Origin of the sequence: Parafilimonas sp. (genome assembly GCF_051953455.1) — a bacterium.
GTDB lineage: Bacteria > Bacteroidota > Bacteroidia > Chitinophagales > Chitinophagaceae > Parafilimonas.
The window spans coordinates 1-19,024 of sequence record NZ_JBQCIT010000034.1 but is presented as its reverse complement, the minus strand read 5'-3'; the positions used below and the strand labels follow the sequence as shown (position 1 = coordinate 19,024).

General features: G+C 40.2%; 15 protein-coding genes and 2 pseudogenes. 7 read left to right on the top strand and 10 right to left on the bottom strand.

All coding sequences use genetic code 11. The features are described 5' to 3' along the window. Positions 1–8: 8 nt before the first annotated feature. The 4 genes and pseudogenes from ACTHN6_RS13505 to ACTHN6_RS13490 form a co-directional block, all read right to left on the bottom strand. Positions 9–400 (bottom strand): annotated as a pseudogene (locus ACTHN6_RS13505) (four helix bundle protein). Positions 401–429: 29 nt separating this feature from the next. Beyond that, positions 430–3,441, bottom strand: coding sequence for an amidohydrolase family protein (locus ACTHN6_RS13500; protein WP_440436297.1), 3,012 nt, complete (start codon positions 3,439–3,441; stop codon positions 430–432). Between the two features lie 230 nt (positions 3,442–3,671). Beyond that, on the bottom strand, positions 3,672–4,169 hold the full coding sequence (locus ACTHN6_RS13495) for a GNAT family N-acetyltransferase (RefSeq protein ID WP_440436296.1): 498 nt from the start codon (positions 4,167–4,169) through the stop codon (positions 3,672–3,674). A gap of 41 nt (positions 4,170–4,210) precedes the next feature. Then, complete coding sequence (locus tag ACTHN6_RS13490; protein WP_440436295.1) at positions 4,211–5,329, bottom strand: Gfo/Idh/MocA family protein; 1,119 nt, start codon at positions 5,327–5,329, stop codon at positions 4,211–4,213. Positions 5,330–5,690: 361 nt separating this feature from the next. Between ACTHN6_RS13490 and ACTHN6_RS13485 the strand changes: the two genes are divergently transcribed. The 6 genes from ACTHN6_RS13485 (at position 5,691) to murB (ending at position 14,556) form a co-directional block, all read left to right on the top strand. After that, on the top strand, positions 5,691–6,362 hold the full coding sequence (locus ACTHN6_RS13485; RefSeq protein ID WP_440436294.1) for a peptidase M10: 672 nt from the start codon (positions 5,691–5,693) through the stop codon (positions 6,360–6,362). A gap of 69 nt (positions 6,363–6,431) precedes the next feature. Further along, the gene (locus tag ACTHN6_RS13480) at positions 6,432–6,842 is read left to right on the top strand and encodes a hypothetical protein (RefSeq protein ID WP_440436293.1); all 411 of its coding nucleotides are present in this window, start codon (positions 6,432–6,434) and stop codon (positions 6,840–6,842) included. Positions 6,843–7,021: 179 nt separating this feature from the next. Further along, positions 7,022–11,830 carry a PKD domain-containing protein gene (locus ACTHN6_RS13475; protein WP_440436292.1) on the top strand — a complete coding sequence of 1,603 codons (4,809 nt, stop codon included), beginning with the start codon at positions 7,022–7,024 and terminating at the stop codon, positions 11,828–11,830. Positions 11,831–11,939: 109 nt separating this feature from the next. Next, positions 11,940–12,956: a PorP/SprF family type IX secretion system membrane protein gene (locus ACTHN6_RS13470; RefSeq protein WP_440436291.1), complete on the top strand. Its 1,017-nt coding sequence runs from the start codon at positions 11,940–11,942 to the stop codon at positions 12,954–12,956. Positions 12,957–13,065: 109 nt separating this feature from the next. Then, complete coding sequence (locus tag ACTHN6_RS13465; RefSeq protein ID WP_440436290.1) at positions 13,066–13,455, top strand: T9SS type A sorting domain-containing protein; 390 nt, start codon at positions 13,066–13,068, stop codon at positions 13,453–13,455. Between the two features lie 78 nt (positions 13,456–13,533). Next, positions 13,534–14,556: a UDP-N-acetylmuramate dehydrogenase gene (gene murB, locus ACTHN6_RS13460; RefSeq protein ID WP_440436289.1), complete on the top strand. Its 1,023-nt coding sequence runs from the start codon at positions 13,534–13,536 to the stop codon at positions 14,554–14,556. A 14-nt stretch (positions 14,557–14,570) separates the two neighbouring features. Here murB and ACTHN6_RS13455 read toward each other — a convergent pair whose 3' ends face one another. The 6 genes from ACTHN6_RS13455 to ACTHN6_RS13430 all read right to left on the bottom strand — a co-directional run bounded on the left by ACTHN6_RS13455 (position 14,571) and on the right by ACTHN6_RS13430 (position 18,505). Next, entirely contained in the window at positions 14,571–14,756 is a 186-nt protein-coding gene (locus tag ACTHN6_RS13455) for a hypothetical protein (RefSeq protein ID WP_440436288.1), read from the bottom strand. 86 nt (positions 14,757–14,842) lie between these two features. Then, positions 14,843–15,571 (bottom strand): DUF4290 domain-containing protein, encoded by a 729-nt coding sequence (locus tag ACTHN6_RS13450; RefSeq protein ID WP_440436287.1) that lies wholly within the window; start codon positions 15,569–15,571, stop codon positions 14,843–14,845. 168 nt (positions 15,572–15,739) lie between these two features. Then, complete coding sequence (locus ACTHN6_RS13445; protein ID WP_440436286.1) at positions 15,740–16,531, bottom strand: TPM domain-containing protein; 792 nt, start codon at positions 16,529–16,531, stop codon at positions 15,740–15,742. A 117-nt stretch (positions 16,532–16,648) separates the two neighbouring features. Continuing rightward, the gene (locus ACTHN6_RS13440) at positions 16,649–17,110 is read right to left on the bottom strand and encodes a TPM domain-containing protein (RefSeq protein WP_440436285.1); all 462 of its coding nucleotides are present in this window, start codon (positions 17,108–17,110) and stop codon (positions 16,649–16,651) included. Between the two features lie 9 nt (positions 17,111–17,119). Beyond that, positions 17,120–17,731: a LemA family protein gene (locus ACTHN6_RS13435; RefSeq protein ID WP_440436284.1), complete on the bottom strand. Its 612-nt coding sequence runs from the start codon at positions 17,729–17,731 to the stop codon at positions 17,120–17,122. Between the two features lie 120 nt (positions 17,732–17,851). After that, the gene (locus tag ACTHN6_RS13430) at positions 17,852–18,505 is read right to left on the bottom strand and encodes a hypothetical protein (RefSeq protein ID WP_440436283.1); all 654 of its coding nucleotides are present in this window, start codon (positions 18,503–18,505) and stop codon (positions 17,852–17,854) included. A gap of 233 nt (positions 18,506–18,738) precedes the next feature. Here ACTHN6_RS13430 and eno point away from each other — a divergent pair. Then, a pseudogene (eno, locus tag ACTHN6_RS13425) lies at positions 18,739–19,024 on the top strand (phosphopyruvate hydratase); the annotation flags it as partial.

Below are 19,024 nucleotides of genomic sequence, written 5' to 3'. Positions count from 1 at the left end.
TCTTCTGTTCAGGATTTCTTTCTAACACCAGCAACTTTAGATTTTAAGAGATATTCAATAAATTTTTGAATACAACTGCTGATGTGAATAATTAAATTATATAGATGTTCAAATTCGTTTGCTGAAAGATATTTTCTATCTAATGCCCTATATAATTGCGACCTGACTTCACCTGCTGAGCCTTTTGCATAGCCCAGGAAAACAATAAATTCGGCTCTGCTTCCCGCTCAAAGCCTTCCGCAATATTATCCATAACCGAACCACTGGATCTTTCTATTTGGTCAATAAGACTAAAGTTTCTTTTAAATTTTCTTTCGTTAATATAATCGCCAAGAATATTATAAAGCTCCCTTGCAAGCTTCCAACCTTCAACATCTTCAAAGCATTTAATCGTTGCCATAAACGTTAAACGTTAAACATTGAACTAAATTAAAAACCTCCAATCATCGCCCCAACCCTGTCTTCTTCGCATTCGTTTATTTGATCAAAAGTTCTTGCAGCAGGCTGTGTTTTGGCTCCTTCTTTTTTAGCAGCCAGCATTTTTTGAACAAGCCTGTTTCTTTCATTCGCTATATAAATGCGCATGGTTGAATCACGTTGCCTGTCGTAATATTCAATACCATCAACAAACGTTTTTTGTGCGGTTGCATATACGCTTAATGGATTATCATTCCATAAAACAAGGTCAGCATCTTTGCCAACTTTAATACTGCCTACACGATCTGCAACGTGCAGCATAATGGCAGGATTTAATGTACACATTTTAAATGCCTGCTCCGGTGTTATACCACCGTATTTAATGGTCTTGGCAGCCTCCTGGTTTAAATGACGCGCCATCTCAGCATCATCACTGTTTACAGCAACCGTTAAACCAACATCCGTCATTAAAGCGGCATTATAAGGAATGGCATCCTGCACTTCAGCTTTATAAGCCCACCAGTCGCTGAAGGTGGATGCATAAGCGCCGTGGGCCTTCAATTTATCGGCTACTTTATACCCTTCAAGAATATGCGTAAAAGTGTTCACTTTAAAATGAAAGGAATCGGCAACATGCAGCAGCATATTGATTTCGCTTTGCACATAAGAATGACAGGTTATAAATCTTTTTGCATTTAAAATTTCCACCAATGCATCTAACTCTAAATCTCTTCTTTTACCCTCGCCTTGTTTCTCATAATCTTCAGCGCGGGTAAAAGCATCCGTTAAAACCTGTTCTACGCCCATGCGTGTATTGGGAAAGCGGCTGTTGGTAGGGGAATAAGAACGCTTCACATTTTCACCTAAGGCGAATTTTATAAAGCCATCCCAGTTTTCAAATTTCATATCTTCAGCATCCTTACCCCATCTTAATTTTATTAACTGCGTTTGGCCGCCGATAGTATTACAGCTTCCATGCAGAATATGAGAAGACGTTACACCATCTGAAAGCTGTCGGTATATCTGTATGTCTTCAGGGTCTATTACATCGCCCACACGCACTTCTGCGGTTACAGATTGTGAACATTCATTTATACCGCCGGTTGCTGCAATATGTGAATGCTCATCAATAATGCCGGGCGATAAATACATACCGGTTGCATCAATTTGTTTGGCACCTGCGGCAGAAAGGTTTTTACCAACAGCAGCAATCTTTCCTCCTTTAATTAATACATCTGTGTTTTGTAAAATGCCGGCAGCTTCATTAGTCCATACCGTTGCATTTTTAATTAAAACATTTTCCTGTTTGGGCATGGTTTTAAAACCATATCCAACAAACGGATATAGCATGCTTGTATCAATAAATTCCTCTTTCTTTTTTGGTTTAGCCGTATCAGGCTTTTCGATATATGGTGATGATGCCACCATATTCCAGGCTACCGTATTTCCGTAAGCATCATAACCGGAACCATTCCATACATTGTTACTAATAACGCCGGTAAGAAAATTGTTTTTGGAACTGTCTGGTTTAGCGCTCCATCTTAAATTAACCGAATTATTGATGACGCTTAATTTAACATCAGTTTCCGTGGTATCACCTGCAGGCTTAATAGTGGCAGAAAGCTTGCCAGGCTTGCCTTCTACAGCCACATCATATTGCCTGTTGTTATTATTTTGTTTGATGGTGAGCTTATAATTACCGCGATAATCGTTCCAACCATTATTCGTTAATATAAATTTCTTACCCAAAATCCAGTTTTGCAGGAAAACTGTTTTTTCATCAAATACAGGGCCTGTAGTAATAATGAAATCGGCAAGCTTGCCAACATCAATACTGCCTATTTTATCATAAGCGCCAATTAATGTGGCAGGCGTTTTGGTTAAAGCATCCAGGGCTTTTGATTCACTCAATCCATTATCAATTGCTTTACGAAGATTATCCAGGAATTCACCAGGTGCGGTACCGCTGGCAGTAAGTGCAAAATTCAAACCTGCCTTATCAAACATACCCGGTTCAAGCGGCGCCATTTCCCAATGCTTCATTACGCCTAAAGCAACAAGGCTTGTGGCATTGGGGTCTTCCACATCAATAGCTTTTGGAAAGTTCAATGGCAGAATAAAATTTGCTTTGGTGGCTTTCATTTCTGCCATGCGCTGGTATTCGTTGCCACCGCCTTTAATAATATATTGCACACCAAATTCACCAGCAATTTTTGCCGCACGCAATACGTTCCATTTTTCACCGGCATCAAAAATTTGTGGTAATGATTGATTATCATTCCAGGCTTGTAAAGAAAGATTGGTGCCTTCGCTGGTTGACTTTTCCCTGTCTTTAGGTTTAAGATTTTTATACCACGCCGCATCAAGATAGGTTTGCCGTAATAAAGCAATCGCACCCATTAAAGATGTTGGATAATCCTGCGTGGAACTGCCTTTACTGAACGAATAAAAAGCAGCAGCTCTTTCCTTCAGCATATTAAAATTTTCCTTTTCATCGCTTAACGTAACAAGCGTGCCTGTGCCACGTGCAATGCCATCCTGCAAATGCGAAAGCACAACACCAAAGCCTATACCGCGCATGTCCTTAGCCTTATCATTATTTTCAGCATATATTTTATAAGCATCCGTTTCAGGACGGATAGCTTCGTTCCACCCATAAGCGCCTTTTGTATTGCTTACCGGTTGCACACTGTAGCCGCGGCGTTGTGCCGGTTGCGTTGCCGCTGTAATGCCATAATTGCTGATAAGATCAATAAAGGAAGGGTAGATATATTTGCCTTTGCAATCAATGCTTGCAGCATCTTTTGGCACAGACAGGTTATTACCAACAGCAATTATTTTTCCTTCCTTAATAATAAGCGTTGCATCTTTTAGGGTTGTTTTGGAATCTTTCACAATAGTGGCATGTGTGAAAGCAATGTAGCCTGTTCGATAATCATGGATTCCGTTAACGGGAAAGGTTTCCTGTGCATACGAGGCTGAAATAATACAACAAAAAAAGAGAAGCAGTCTGGTTCTTTTCATGAGTGAATTCAGATTTTACTAAAAAGGTAAAATTAACTGCTTACACTTTATAATAAAAAGGTTTGTTGTAAAAACAAAAGATGGCGGCAAGCCATTTATCATTAATGAGTCGTGAGTTATGTGCGTGCATGGTGAATAAGCCGCTGAATATGCGGTATTCACTCCGCAATTGATGCTACACATGAAATGAGCACACTTTATCGGTCATATCGCTGATGCAGGCCAGGAGGTTATTGTTCAGCAAAACTAGAATGAATCATCCAGATGCTGCAGGTTGTATGGCCTGAGTTGCCTAATGGTTTATCTATCTTTTCAAAACCATATTTTTCATATATGCTTACTGCCTTTGCAAATTGTGGCAGGCTTTCAAGATAAAGTTTTGTATAATTCATTTCTTTAGCAGATTGAAAGCATTGCAGCATTAACTGCTTCCCGATTCCCTTGCCGCGTATTTTGTTTGAAAGATAAAATTTGGCGAGTTCAGCACAATCTTCCTCAAGCCCGCTGGTTGGATAAATACCGCAACAACCCAGCGCCTCTCCATCAACCTCTGCCACCCAAAGCACCGAACGTGGCGTTTGAAATAATGCATATAAATCATCTGTTGTTGGGTCTGTATAAACTGTGCCGCAGGTGGGCGCTTTAAATTCATCAAACACTTCTCTTATCATTGCTGCTAATAATGCATTGTCTTCCTGTTTAACTTTCCTTATAATTATATTATTCACTAATCTCTTTTATGCAATTTAAACTTTGTTGAAATTATCTTCTATGCCATCATCACCTTCTCTCCCGTAGATGCAGCTTCATAAATAGCATCGATCACCTTCATATCTTTTAATCCTTCCTCACCTGTAATATGCAATGGCAAAGGTTTATTTTCCAATAGCAATTTGCTTATTCCATCCATTTGGGCAGCCTGCTGGTTTATATCAGGAAAATGCAATTCGCCATTACTGGTTTTACCTTTAAAAGGGCCATAACTTATGCCCGGGCTTAATTCAAACTGGCCATCATCTGCTGATGCAAAAAGCCGGTCAACATTACAATTATAAGTGCTGGTACAATTGCTTACAAGGCCACTTGGAAAATCAAGCTGCCACATAATAGAGGCTTCTACCTCTGTAAATAATTCCTTATTGGTGACAGGGCCAAATTGTGCAGTAACAGAGAGCGGTTCTTCACCTGAAATATACCGGCTGCTTTGTACACAATAAATACCCACATTCATTAACGGCCCGCCGCCTGACATAGCTTTTTTTAAACGCCATTCATTAGGATCGGAAGTGCGGTAACCAAGCGAGGCTTCAATTAAGCGCACCTGTCCAAAAACTTTTTCCTGGCCTAATCTTTTCATCTCCAGGTTATACGGTTCATAATGCAGCCGGTAACCAATAGCCAGTTGAACGCCTGCATTTTTGCAGGCTTCTATCATTTCTTCACAATCAGCCGCGTTTAAAGCCATTGGTTTTTCACATATAACATGTTTGCCCGCCTTTGCGGCACGAATTGTATATTCTTTATGCATTGAATTTGGCAAAACGATATACACAAGATCTATATCCTTATTATTTATTATGTCATCAAAATTCTGGTAGTTGTAAATATTCTTATCGGGAATGTTGTATTGTTTTTTCCAGGCTTCTGCTTTTGAAGGGGTGCCTGTTATTATACCTGCAAGTTTGCAATACTCAGCATCCTGAAATCCATCGGCAAGAATGGAGGCATAGCGGCCAAGTCCGCATAAAGCAATGTTGAGTTTTTTGCCGGTATATTTTGAACCTACATCTCTTGACAATAATAATGAAGGAACAGCAACGGCAGCAGTAGATGCAGTAACGGCAAGACCGGTATTTAATAAAAAAGACCGGCGTGATAGTTTTTTCATTCGTACTAGTTTGCTTTTTCAATGGTTTCATAAAACCTCGCTATGTACATATTCCCGGTGTAAGGAATATTATCATGCCCGGTTTCATACGTTGGTTTTATACTGAGCTAAGCTAACAGCAGTAACCCTGAAAAAATTTATAAAATAATATGAGCGGCAATTATTTATATAGCAGCGTTTAAAATAATCCCGTACACTTGTTGCTGCATGTAATAGCCCGGTAACGGTATGCAGTTGAAGGGAGTAACTTCCCATCGGAACAGGCCAACTGTGATGCCATTTACACGACTGCAGGCAATTAAAAAATATTTCAAAGTTTTGTGAAGTAAATGGTTTTATTAAGAGCACTAAAAACAAAACAATGGGTGAAGCTGAAATTGATATAAACAATAAAACACTTACAATTCGTTCGCACATTATTACGTATGGCAATGCCGCTGATGCCGCTGTAACTGAACTGATACGTAGCGAAATTGAAACAATGTGGAATGAACCGCAGGCAACTGTGCCTGTAAATAAAACGCTTTTGCGTGTTATATTTTCCATAACGGCCGAATGGAAGCCGGAAATTGATATGGATGAAATTATTATGAACACCAATGGCCGCAACAATTATTTCCGTATAGAAAATTTTGCGCACGGCAATATTTCCTTTGTAGATGATATTGGCTGCAACAGCGGCTATTTTTTACTGGAAAATTTATATGCAGGTTCTACCACTGCAGCACATGAATTCGGTCATACGCTCGGGCTTCTTCATCCAGAAAATATTGATATTAGAGGAAAAGGCGTACCGGGCATCATGTATCCCCGCGGCACACTCGTAGATGCACAGTATCAATATGACCCATCGAAACCTGCAGGCGTAAAAGGCGGCACTATGTGCCCTGTTCATCGCAGGGTTTTTCAAAGCGATATCGATAATCTTAAGCTCCACCGGCTAAGGTTTAAAAACAGCAGGGATATTGTTGGCGGGTTTACCAACATATATCATCACAGTCACGGGCAAGAAGACCTTTCTTCTTTTGCATAACAGAGGCAATCGTGGCACATTCAGGTTAATCTGGTACAGTTATAGTACAGCTTTAAGAAAGATAACGATATGTTTGACAAAATTCTTGAGCTCGCAAAGGAACATTTTGAGAATAATCCAGAACTCAAATCAAAGCTTACGGATGAACAAAAAGATGCTGTTGCAACAGAAGTTGCAACCCATTTAACTACCGGTCTTACCAATCACGAAGCCCTGCCCGGGGGTACCGGCAGAATACTTTCCCTGCTGGAAGGTGCCGGATCGGCAGGTAATCCTCTTACAAACGCAATGGAAGGCGGCCTTATCAACAGCCTTGCCTGCAAGTTTGGACTGTCACCTGCAGTAACGGGAGCTATCGCAGAGGCATTGCCTGGTTTATTACAAAAATTTGCTTTAAAAGCAAAGGATCCAAACGATAAAAATATAACCACTAAGGATATAACACGGCCCATAAGCGATAAAACCATTCCGGCAATTTAAATTATCGGAAAGACCAATTTGTCTTATTTACACATTAAGTGCTAAATAACTGTAGTAAAATTGATTGAAATTAAATTTTTAAAAAATATATATTTTTTTGAATGCTAAAATTTTAAAAAAAATTTAGCAAAAAATGTTTTAGGGTTTTTATTTTTCGCTAAGTTGCACTGCCCCGAAAAATGAATAAGCCGACTAAATTTTTATTAATTGTAGTTGTGCTGTGTTTTTGTGTAAAAACCAACGCGCAATTACATGCCGACTTTACGTCCAGTCTTTCAGGAGGATGTTCTCCCCTGGTAGTTGACTTTACCGATATTTCATCCGGTGATCCTACATCCTGGTATTGGGATTTAGGTAATGGCATTATATCCACCAATCAAAATCCAAGCGCGGTTTATATAACGCCCGGTTCATATGCCGTTAAACTGCATATTCAAAATTCGCAGGGCGAAGATTCAATAATTAAAACAAACTATGTAATTGTTTACGATAATCCAACCGCCGAATTTAGCGGAACGCCAACTGACGGGTGTGTGCCTTTTGAAGCCGGGTTTAAAGATCTGAGCACACCCGGATCTGGCTCAATAGAATCATGGACCTGGGATTTTGGCGACGGGGTTATATCAAATGAACAAAACCCGGTACATAAATATACGATTGTTGACAGTTTTGATGTAACGCTTACCGTTACCAACAGCTTTGGTTGCCGCCAGTTTATAAATAAGCCAGCCTATATTGTTGCCAATGGTTTAATCCAGGCAAAATTCACTTACGACTACAACAGCGCTTGTACAGAGCCGGTTACAGTAAAATTCAGCAATACTTCTGAGGCAACACAGGAATTAAGCTTCCAATGGGATTTTGGCGATGGCAGTGCCCCAAGCACTGAAAAAGATCCGCAACACACTTATTTAAGCACAGGAGATTTTACCGTAACCCTCGTGGCCTCCAATAATATTGGTTGCACCAGCACTTATGTGCAGCACATTACAATTGGAAAATCAAAGTCGGACTTTACTTATACAACCGCATGCCTTGGCGCACCAATAACTTTTACAGATTCCTCGTCCTTAAAACCACTCAGTGAAAAATGGAGCTTTGGCGATGGTGCCACAGCGGTTGGTGATACGGTAATCCACACTTTTACAAAACCAGGCAATTACGACGTAAAGCTGGTGGCCGATTTTGGCGGATGTAAAGCTTCTGTTCAAAAAACCATATCTATTCAGGCTGAACCTGAAGCTGATTTTGATGTTGTTGGAAATACATACAGTTGCAGTTATCCGGCAACAATCAGCTTCAGCAATAAATCAAAAAATGCAAAGAATTATAAATGGATATTTGGCACTAATGCTTCCAGCGATAGTGCGAATGCATCTTACACTTACACTAAACCGGGTAAATATACCGTTACGTTAATTGCATTCAATGCCAACGGCTGTTCAGATACCATAGTAAAACCCGGCTTTGTCCAGGTTGGTGCCCCGCAAATAAAAAGCATTAAAAACCTGCCTTTTAAAGGCTGCGCCCCGCAAACACTTACGTTAACACCTGTAATTGATACAGGGTATGCAATAGCATCTTACGCATGGGATTTTGGCGACGGAACCACATCAGATAAGGCTATACCTGTACATGAATATAAGCAGGCAGGGGTTTATAATGTAAAGCTGGTTATCAAATCAAAGGAAGGCTGCTCAGATACTTTATTAATGTTGAATGCAGTTTCATTAAGTGTTAAGCCTGATGCTGATTTTACGGCAGTGCCCACCGATGCCTGTGCATCGAAGGCTATTCAGTTTACCAATAATTCAACAGGAGCGGTTTCCGAGTGGATATGGAACTTTGGCGACAATACAAGTTCTACCCAGCAAAATCCTTTACATAATTATGGGGATTCAGGGTATTTTGATGTAACGCTTATTGCCGGCCAGTATAAATGTTATGATACAATTGTAAAAAAGGCATATATCCATATAAACCCGCCTGTGGCCCGGTATAAAGTTGTCTATGATTGTAAAAATCCTTTCACCTACAGTTTCCAGGACGGATCTACAGCGGCCAAAACATGGCGTTGGGATTTTGGCGACGGCCAAACTTCAACGGTTCAAAGCCCCTCTCATACTTATAAATCAAAGGGCACATTTTACGTAACACTTACCGTGTCAAACGGCGCCTGTGAACATACTACCATTGATACCATCCGGGTGGTGGATGAACATCCTGCTGTTCAATACAATTTCGTTTCATCCAACACTTGTAAATATGATTCGCTTCGCTTTTCTGTAACCAATTATGATGCTGCCGGCATACAAAGCTATCAATGGAATTTTGGCGATGGAATCAAAGTAAACAAGGGCAGGAACGACAGCATTGTTTATCATTCCTACAATACTTCAGGCACTTATGCGCCTTACCTGGTAGTAACAGATGTGAATAAATGTGTTGACACCATACAAAATAATATTTCTGTAAAAGTTACCGGGCCCACAGCGGCATTTACCAATAAAAAAGGTGATTGCCTTAATTCAACCATATCTTTTGAAGATGCTTCAGCACCAGAGTCCGGAAATAGCCTGAAAACCTGGATATGGAATTACGGAGACAATACGAAACCGGACACCTTAGCCGGCGGTCCTTTCAGCCATACTTATACCACGAAAGGTAATTTTAATGTTTGGCTTAAAGTAATAGACAATAATAACTGTTATGATACCGCCACTTATAACAGCCTGAGTATAACGCAGCCTGTTGCAGCTTTTGGTGTAAGTGATACGATCAGTTGCTCTAACAACTCTATAAAATTTATTGACTCCAGTGAAGGCGCCGGAATGAAGTATAGCTGGGACTTTGGCGATGGCAGTGTTTCAAAGCTGCAATCACCTTTACACCAGTACGCCTATAACAATACATACGGTGTAAAGCTTGTAATAAAAGATAAAAATGGTTGCGCTGATTCTTTAGTCAAACCACAATACATAACCGTTGCAGATGCTGCCGCAGATTTCTCTTTAACTGATAGCCTTTTTGTTTGCCCCCCGGCCTTTGTTGACCCGTCCAATTCGTCCAAAAGCTATAAAGGCATTTTATGGGATTTTGGAGATGGTAACACATCAGAAGAAACAACGCCTGAACATTATTATACAAGAGCAGGCGTATATCAACTTAAATTAACTGTTTATGGATATGGCACGTGCACTGACACCATGACGAAAAAAATTGTGGTAAAAGGCCCGAAAGCCACCTATAACTATGCGCCGCTCACAGGCTGCGATGCCATTGCAGCAAGGTTTTCAGCTAAAGGTGAAAATGTTGCCAAATACACATGGGATTTTGGTAATGGGGAAGTGCTGAACACTACAAATACCTTTGTACAATACAGCTATATAAAAACAGGTAAGTATTTACCCAAGCTTGTTATTGAAGACACAAGCGGTTGCCGTGTTGCCATTATAAATAAAGACACTGTCACCGTTGCTTCCGCCAATGCAAAGTTCAGTACTGAACGTGTGGCAGGCGTGTGCGATTCCTCTTTATTTGATTTTAAAAATGCAAGCAACGCAGCTTATGATAATATAACTGCCTATAAATGGAAATTTGGCGATGGGGATTCTGCTGCGGAATCACATCCGAAACATTACTACAATACAGAGGGTAAGTATAATGCTTTGCTCCACATTACTACCCGTCTTGGCTGCACATCAGAATTTAAATTACCGGTAGATATCAAGATTGATGCATCGCCCGAAATATCGGCGGTTATCCCGGCAAGCACTTGTGTAAATGATGGTATTTCGCTTTCTGCAACAGCTAATGCCGGTTCTCCGGCAATTAATAGCTGGCAATGGAACCTGGATGACGGCAGCCAGCTTAATACGAGTAATGTCACGCATACTTATACTGATGCCGGCACCTATAATGTGGCAGTATCTGCTACAACGCAAGCTGGCTGTTCCGATACGGTAATTCAAAAACTGCTTGTTGCGCCGCTCCCTTCAACAGATGCGGGCAATAATGTTATTATCTGCCGCGATCAGTCAGTAAAACTGCAGGCGTCCGGCGCTGATAATTATGTATGGAACTCAAGTGCCGCGCTCTCCTGCCAGGATTGTGCAGCACCCAATGCATCACCCAGAAAGAATACCACCTTTTATGTAACGGGCATCAGCGGGTATGGCTGCAAGGCATCCGACTCTGTTACAGTTGAAGTAAAACAACCCACTGTTATTAAAGCGAGTGCGCCGGATACGGTTTGTGCAGGCACCATTGTTAATTTAATTGCATCTGGCGCTGAAACTTATAAGTGGGGGCCGGCTGATTTGGTGAAGAACAGTACGGACTCTGTAACATCATCCACACCCACATCATCTACAACTTTTACAGTAGTTGGTACAGACAGCCAGGGCTGTTTTTCCGATACGGCTTCCTTCTATGTGAATGTTTTTCCTATACCAACCATTCAGTTGACGGATTCTGTTGTCAATCTTACCGGGGGAAACAGTTACCAGGTTAATGCCACCGGCTCTCCCGATGTAACAAAATGGTTATGGAAACCTGCCATAAATATTTCATGCACTAATTGCCCTAACCCGGTAATCAGCCCGAAACAATCAACTTTTTATACGGTGAACGCATCAAATGTTGCCGGTTGTTATACAGAAAAAATTATAAGAGCAAACGTATTGTGCAATGGTGAAGATAACCTGTTCATTCCAAATACATTCTCCCCAAATAATGATGGAACGAACGATTATTTCTATCCACGCGGAAAAGGTTTAATGACCATAAAGTCTATAAGAATATTCAATCGTTTGGGAACACAGGTGTTTGAACGCAGCAATTTTCCTGCAAACCAGCAATCGTATGGATGGGATGGGAAATATGCAGGCAAAGCACTGCAGCCAGACGTATATGTTTATATAGTTGAGATCACCTGCGAGAATGGCCAAAAGATAAGTTCGAAAGGGAATGTGACTTTATTGCGCTGATTTTTTTTAGAAGAACTGATATAAAATCTGTTTTAAATCCAATATCCAAACCATGTATTTTAAGAATACTTATTCTGAATGCATTATTGCGACAGTAAAAAAAATATCAATGCATGCGCTGGCATTGTATTGTTGTTGCTGCGCGTTAAACGCTAATGCACAGGACCCTCATTTTTCCCAGTTTTTTGAAGCGCCGTTATTACGCAATCCGTCGCTGGCGGGGCTGTTTGCCGGAGATATAAGGCTGCAGGCCGTTTACCGGAATCAATGGCAAAGCGTAACAACGCCTTATCAAACATCTTCGGTAAATTTTGAGTATAAGCAACCGATAGGACGCGGCAATGATTTTATTACCACAGGAGCGCAAATATTGTTTGACAAGGCCGGCGTTACAAATTTTACTACCACTAATATTTATCCTGCACTGAATTATCATAAATCGCTCAACGATTCAAAAAGCAAATACCTTTCATTGGGCATAATGGGTGGCTATGTACAAAGAAGGATAGACCGGAGCAAAATAACTACTAATAACCAGTTTGACGGTAATGGTTACAATCCTGCTTTAAGCGATGGTGAAACGCTTACCAAATTCAGTTACCATTACTGGGATGGAAGCATAGGTTTATCATTCAATTCTTCCATTGCGAACAGTGAAAGAGATTATTATTTTATTGGGGTGGCATATCATCATTTCAATAGACCAGTTAATTCTTTTTATACGAATCCACCGGTTGAATTAAACCCAAAGCTCGTGCTTTCGGGAGGAGTGCATTTTTCTGTTAATGATTATTCGGACATTATTATACAGGGTGATTATTCAAATCAAGGCAACTATAATGAGGCCATTGGTGGTTTTACATATAGCAGAAAGCTGGGCGATGATTATGAAAACCCGCTTTATCTTATTCATCTCGGCGCATATATGCGTTGGAAGGATGCGATAATACCGGTAGTAAAGCTTGATTATCTTCCTTTTTCTGTTGCGGTAAGTTACGATGTAAATATTTCACAACTTAAAACAGTAAGCCAGTACAGGGGCGGGTTTGAAGTATCACTAACTTATGCAGGTTTCCTTGACCGGGATAACTCATCAAAAAATGCGGTATTATGCCCGAAATTTTAAAACAGATCAGCCGTCAAATATTAAAGAAATGCAAAATCTTGGAATAAGCTGCTAAAATGGGCGGCAATTTGGTCAATATGTTTATTAACTATAATTTTATTATAAGAATATGAATAAAATTTTTACACAGCAACCTTTAAAACGTTTAATACATGTAGCACTGGCAGCAATAGCCTGTGCCATTTTGATTTTATATTCTAATGTAGTAAACGCCGTAAGCCCACCTGTTAGTATAAATGTTCAGGCAAAAAATGTTAAATGTTACCCTAACCCTGCTATATCGTTCATAAATTTTGAAGTGTCTCAGAAATATGTGAATAAAAATTACGTACTGCAGGTTTTTAGTTTTACGGGTAAAAAAATGTACGAAACCACATTAACTACTTCTAAACTTATGCTCACATTTTCAAACGATTATTACCGCGGTATTTATGTATATCAATTAAGGGATGCAAGCGGGAAAATTGTAGAAACAGGCAAATTCCAGATAAACAAATAAATCATTTAAATATTTTCCTGAGGCCTGGCTAAAGCAAGCCGGGCTTTTTTATTTTTGGTTGAATTAAAGCTATTTATCTTGAATTTACTGCAAAACATTTCACTCAAACCATACAATACTTTTGGCATTGGCGCAACGGCCCGTTTTTTTTCAGGCTTTTCTTCCATTGACGATTTGAAAGAGCTGCTGCTTTTTCAAAAGCATCAAAAATTAAAAAGCTTAATACTTGGTGGCGGCAGCAATGTGCTTTTTACCAAAGATGTTGACGGGCTGGTTTTAAAAAACGAATTAAAAGGGATAGCACTGGTAAAAGAAGATGCCCATCATTATTATGTAAAAGCAGCTGCGGGCGAAAACTGGCACCGGTTTGTTATGCGTTGCATTGAACATAATTATGCCGGTCTTGAAAACCTGAGCCTTATTCCGGGAAACGTTGGTGCATCGCCCATGCAGAATATTGGTGCTTACGGTGTGGAAATAAAAGATGTATTTGAAAGCCTGGAAGCCCTGCATATTAAAGATCACTCAACCAGAACTTTCAGCGCCAATGATTGCGAATTTGGCTACCGTGAAAGTGTTTTTAAAAAGCAATATAAAGATGAATATATAATATTGAATGTTACTTTCCGACTAAACAAGCGGCCGGTTTTTAATACTTCTTACGGCGCCATTGAACAGGAACTTGAGAAAATGAATGTCCGCGAATTATCTATTAAAGCTATATCACAGGCCGTAATTAATATCCGCAGCAGCAAACTGCCTGATCCTGCAAAAATTGGAAATGCAGGAAGCTTTTTTAAAAACCCTGTAATCTCAATAAAACAATTTGAAGAATTGCAGCAAACAAATGCCGGCATGCCGCATTTTGCAGTTGATAGCGCTCACGTAAAAGTTCCTGCCGCCTGGCTTATTGAACAATGCGGGTGGAAAGGTTTCCGTGAAGGCGATGCGGGAGTACACGTGCATCAGCCGCTTGTGTTGGTAAATTATGGCAATGCAACTGGTGATGAGGTTCATGAACTATCCAATAAGATTATAACCAGCGTTAAAGCCAGGTTTGAAATTGAACTTGAGCGCGAAGTAAACATTATTTCAATTTAAAAGCGTTGCTTTTATCAGTCTTTAGGGCCGGCAGTGTTTTCTGTTTGGTTTTTAGCGGCCTTACTTTTTTGATAATTCACCTGTTGCTCGTGGTTATAAACTTCTTCCTTATACCCCTTACCTTTTGCGGTAAAAGGCCTTGTGTTTTTTTTATTTGCAGAAGTACCTTTTTTAGCGGCCTGCTTTATGGTTCTCTTCATAGTTGCATTTTTATATAACCTATACAAATATTAAACCCGCTTTGCAAGCGGGTTTAATATTATATCTCTCAGAATGAAGAAAACTTTTATTTAAAACGCTTCTTAAAATTCTGGTTCCGGCTATTGCCGTTATTATTACGGTTGCGATTGTCACCGCGGTTATTGCCATTATTTCGGTTGCGGTTGTCACCGCGGTTATTACTACTACGGCCTCCAAAGTTTTGTCTTCTTCCATTATTACCTCTGCTGCCATAATCATCGCGTTCAAAAGCCGGGGGGCGGTGTTTTATATAAGGCGTATTACTAAACTCAAGCTGGCCACCTGTCATTTCATTCAGTTCGGTACGAATGGCATCATCATGCACGAGTTCCTTATGCCAGTTGCTGTAAGCGAGTTTCATGTAATAGGCAATAGCATTGGCAAAACCTTCCTTCTTTTCAGCATCTTCTTCATTAAGCGCCTTATCAATAATGATTTCAAGGTTTTTACCAAGATGAGAAAATTTGGGATAGCGTTTTGGATAAGGCAGCGGATCAGGTTTCTGCTTGTATGTTTCCTTTTGCGGAATAGGATAAGGGCTGTCAACATCCAGTTTAAAATCACTAATAAAAAACAGGTGATCCCACAGCTTATGCCTGAAGTCTTCCACATTTTTCAAATGAGGGTTTAAAAAACCCATTAGTTCAATCAGCACCTGGGCCTGTTGTTGTCTTTTCTCCCTGTCTTCAATAGTTAGAAGGTATTCCACCATTTTTTGTATGTGGCGGCCATATTCACGCATACTCATATCGTTGCGTGTAGTATTGTATTCCATTAAAATAAAAGTATTAATCAGCAAATGTAATTTAATCGGCTAAATCGTGCAACCTGTAAAATCTTATTGCCATGTTATAAAAAGGGCTACAGTTCAATCAGCAGTAAATGAAAGGTGCAAAGTTATAATCATTTTAGGAATTTTCATGCACCACTTTTTGTGGGTTATTTACCAGCCGCCACTGGCGCCGCCACCACCGCTGCTTCCGCCGCCAAAACCGCCGAAACCACCGCCGCCGCCACCACCGAATCCTCCTCCTCCAAAGCCACCACCGCCTCTACCCCAACTTCCACCACCGGGAAAAATAGTTGGGATTATCCAGGGATTAAAACCTCTGCGGCTCATCATGCCGCCGCCACGTCCGCCACCTCTTCCCCTGCCTATGATAAAGAAAATAATTATAAGAATTATGATGAAGCCTATTATGTTACCACCGCCACCATTATCATCATCATCTTTGGTTTTACCACGCTCTTTATATTCGCCTGCAGCAGCTTTTTCCAGGGAATTTATTGCTTCGTCAATACCTCTGTAATAATCGCCGTTCCTGAAATTCGGCGTAAGATCATTTTTTATAATATCGCCTGACTGCAAATCAGTAATGGCGCCCTCCAGGCCATATCCTACTTCTATCCTTATTTTCCTGTCTTCTTTGGAGATAAGTAATAAAATACCATTATTATGTTTTGAACCACCTATGCCCCATTCACGAAAAAGCTTAACGGCATAATCTTCTATCGGCACATCATTCAGGCTGTTAATGGTTACCACGGCTATCTGGTTACTGGTTGTATCATTAAAAGCAACGAGCTTTTGTTCCAGGATATGTGCCTGCTCGGGTGAGAGTAAATTAGCATCATCAACAACCAATCTTGGCGGGTTTGGTGCCTTTAAAACTTCCTGGGCACAAAGACTGATTGAGGTAAAGACAAAAAATAATATGTATAAAAAATGTTTCATTAATATTAAAATAGAAAGCCGCTGCAGATATAAAAGTGCGGGTTATAAATACACAGCACAATGCGAGTGCTTAACATGCTTATTTAAAATAATTGCTGCCAAAAAAATTATTGTACTTTATCTTCCAAATACAATATCATCCGGCAATTCATTTTTATCTGTTGAGGCATCGTAAGGAAAATGCGTTTTAAGTAACTGGCCAATTTTAAGAACCATTCCGGCGGTGCCTTCTGCAATATGATCTTTTTTAAACTCACTCATCATTCCTTTTACCGCGTCATTCCAGAACTGCTGGCCGGCTTTATTATAAATACCCTCATCTGCAAAAACAGCAAACTGGTGATGCACTGTTGCTATATACACCAGCACCGCATTACGGTTTACCGTTTCATTCATTTTAAGCTGGAAAAAGATTTCTGCTGCACGGTCGAGCGGATCAACAAAGCGGCACTTACTTTCAATAAACAAACGTACTTCACCGCTTGTTTGCTGCTCAGCCTCACGAATGGCATCAAGAATTTTTGTTTGTTCTGCCTGCGAAAAAAATTTTTGCTGCTTAGATTTAAATAAAGAAAACATTAGCAAAAATTATTTTTTATCAAAATCTACAGATGGAGCTTTTTCAGCGCCGGCATCAGCCTGGAAAGGTTGTTTGGGCGTGAATCCAAACCATCCTGCATAAAAGTTATTCGGGAATGTTCTGATAGTGGTATTATATTCCTGCACAGCCGTATTAAAATCGTTCCTGGCCACTTTAATGCGGTTTTCAGTGCCTTCCAATTGTACCTGTAAGCCACGAAATGCATCATTAGCCCGGAGATTAGGATAATTTTCTGTTACTACCAATAACCTGCCAAGCGCCTGTGACAATTGTCCCTGGGCCTGTTGAAATTCCTGTAATTTTTCAGGTGTAAGATCGTTTGGATCCACTTTTACCTGTGTGGCAGATGCCCTTGCTTTAATAACATTTTCCAGCGTAGTTTGTTCAAAATTAGCTTCACCTTTTACAGTGCTAACAAGATTGGGTATTAAATCGCTGCGGCGCTGGTATTCACTTTGAACATTTGCAAATTTTGCTTTTACGTTCTCATCAAGTGCCACACCTTTTTTCTGGAAAGCGATCGAACCACAACCTACACATCCCCCAATAAGAACAATTAATCCCAGAATTACTATAAGAGCCAAATTTTTTGTTTTCATTACTGATTGAATTTTTGTTAAAGATAGCTATCAAAACAAATACCTTTTCTGCAAATATGACGAGACGTCATTCCATTTTTTTGATACCAGGCTGCAATTTGGTTAAAGCAGCTTATACTATTACTTAAGCGCAAGCAAAACAAAGCTTGCTTTTATATTTTGTTTATTGATGAGTGGTATTTTGTTGCCCGGCGTAAAAAAGAGAAAATCTCCAGCCGCCATTTTTTTGGTTGTTTCTATTTCACCTGCAATACAAATGAGCAGGTAAGCGCAATGGCCGGCCGGTATTGTTAAAGACTGGTTGGGTTCTATATCTAATTTATAAACATTAACGAGTTGCTCCTCAATAGCAGTTGTAAGGTTTTGCTGCTGAAGCAAAGTGCAGGCATCCGGCGAGGCGGAAGTTTTTACCAGCTCAATATCCATTACATGAAAAACATTGGTGCTATCGTTATATACCCGGTGTGTAACAGGCTTTGCCGCATAATCCATGTATAAAACCTGTTGCGGGTAAACCCTGGCAGGCAGCTGGCTCTGGCCAGCCATTACCTCAGCGCCCATTACTGATTGCGATAAAAACACGATGACAGAAGGTGTTGCATGAATATGATATAAGCTTGTATCGCCTGGAGCAAGGTGTACATCCAGTAACCGCACATAGTCATTTTCCAGCACTTTTTTATGCCTGGGCTCTTCCACTACCGGTACCTGCGCCTGCAGCGTGCTGGCAGCGCTACTTATTAAAAGTAAGAGTACAATTTTTTTATAATTCATAGCAGGATTTTAATGATAACAGTTAATCTAAGTAAGTTAAACTTATTTAATGTATTTCTGCAGGTACTTTTTTATGATTAACCTTTAATTGCGGCAACAGTTTTTCATGTCGCAATAACATTGTTTCTTTGCAACGCTTAAAACCAACAAGTACAGGTTGTACAAAGTATCAACCGCTATGCGGCTTTCCGGGATACATCCTGTTCGGATAAATCAAAATAAAATTAATATTTATGAGCAGCATTGTAAAAATTCATGCAAGACAAATTCTTGACAGCCGCGGCAATCCTACCGTAGAAGCTGATGTTATAACAGAAGCAGGCTTTTTAGGCCGTGCAGCCGTGCCAAGCGGCGCCTCAACAGGTATTCATGAAGCGGTGGAGCTGCGTGATGACGATGCCAAAGTGTACACCGGGAAAGGTGTTTTAAAAGCTGTATCAAACGTAAATAAAATTATTGCCGATAAACTAGCTGGTTTTGAAGTGAGCGATCAAACCGGCCTTGATGCCAAACTGATTG

What these genes read in the sequence shown, in the direction of transcription:
- ACTHN6_RS13500 (WP_440436297.1), bottom strand. Translation starts at nt 3,441, where the DNA reads ATGAAAAGAACCAGACTGCTTCTCTTTTTTTGTTGTATTATTTCAGCC.
- ACTHN6_RS13480 (WP_440436293.1), top strand. Translation starts at nt 6,432, where the DNA reads ATGTTTGACAAAATTCTTGAGCTCGCAAAGGAACATTTTGAGAATAAT.
- ACTHN6_RS13455 (WP_440436288.1), bottom strand. Translation starts at nt 14,756, where the DNA reads ATGAAGAGAACCATAAAGCAGGCCGCTAAAAAAGGTACTTCTGCAAAT.
- ACTHN6_RS13485 (WP_440436294.1), top strand. Translation starts at nt 5,691, where the DNA reads ATGGGTGAAGCTGAAATTGATATAAACAATAAAACACTTACAATTCGT.
- ACTHN6_RS13435 (WP_440436284.1), bottom strand. Translation starts at nt 17,731, where the DNA reads ATGAAAACAAAAAATTTGGCTCTTATAGTAATTCTGGGATTAATTGTT.
- ACTHN6_RS13450 (WP_440436287.1), bottom strand. Translation starts at nt 15,571, where the DNA reads ATGGAATACAATACTACACGCAACGATATGAGTATGCGTGAATATGGC.
- ACTHN6_RS13440 (WP_440436285.1), bottom strand. Translation starts at nt 17,110, where the DNA reads ATGTTTTCTTTATTTAAATCTAAGCAGCAAAAATTTTTTTCGCAGGCA.
- ACTHN6_RS13490 (WP_440436295.1), bottom strand. Translation starts at nt 5,329, where the DNA reads ATGAAAAAACTATCACGCCGGTCTTTTTTATTAAATACCGGTCTTGCC.
- ACTHN6_RS13445 (WP_440436286.1), bottom strand. Translation starts at nt 16,531, where the DNA reads ATGAAACATTTTTTATACATATTATTTTTTGTCTTTACCTCAATCAGT.
- ACTHN6_RS13465 (WP_440436290.1), top strand. Translation starts at nt 13,066, where the DNA reads ATGAATAAAATTTTTACACAGCAACCTTTAAAACGTTTAATACATGTA.
- ACTHN6_RS13475 (WP_440436292.1), top strand. Translation starts at nt 7,022, where the DNA reads ATGAATAAGCCGACTAAATTTTTATTAATTGTAGTTGTGCTGTGTTTT.
- ACTHN6_RS13470 (WP_440436291.1), top strand. Translation starts at nt 11,940, where the DNA reads ATGCATGCGCTGGCATTGTATTGTTGTTGCTGCGCGTTAAACGCTAAT.
- ACTHN6_RS13430 (WP_440436283.1), bottom strand. Translation starts at nt 18,505, where the DNA reads ATGAATTATAAAAAAATTGTACTCTTACTTTTAATAAGTAGCGCTGCC.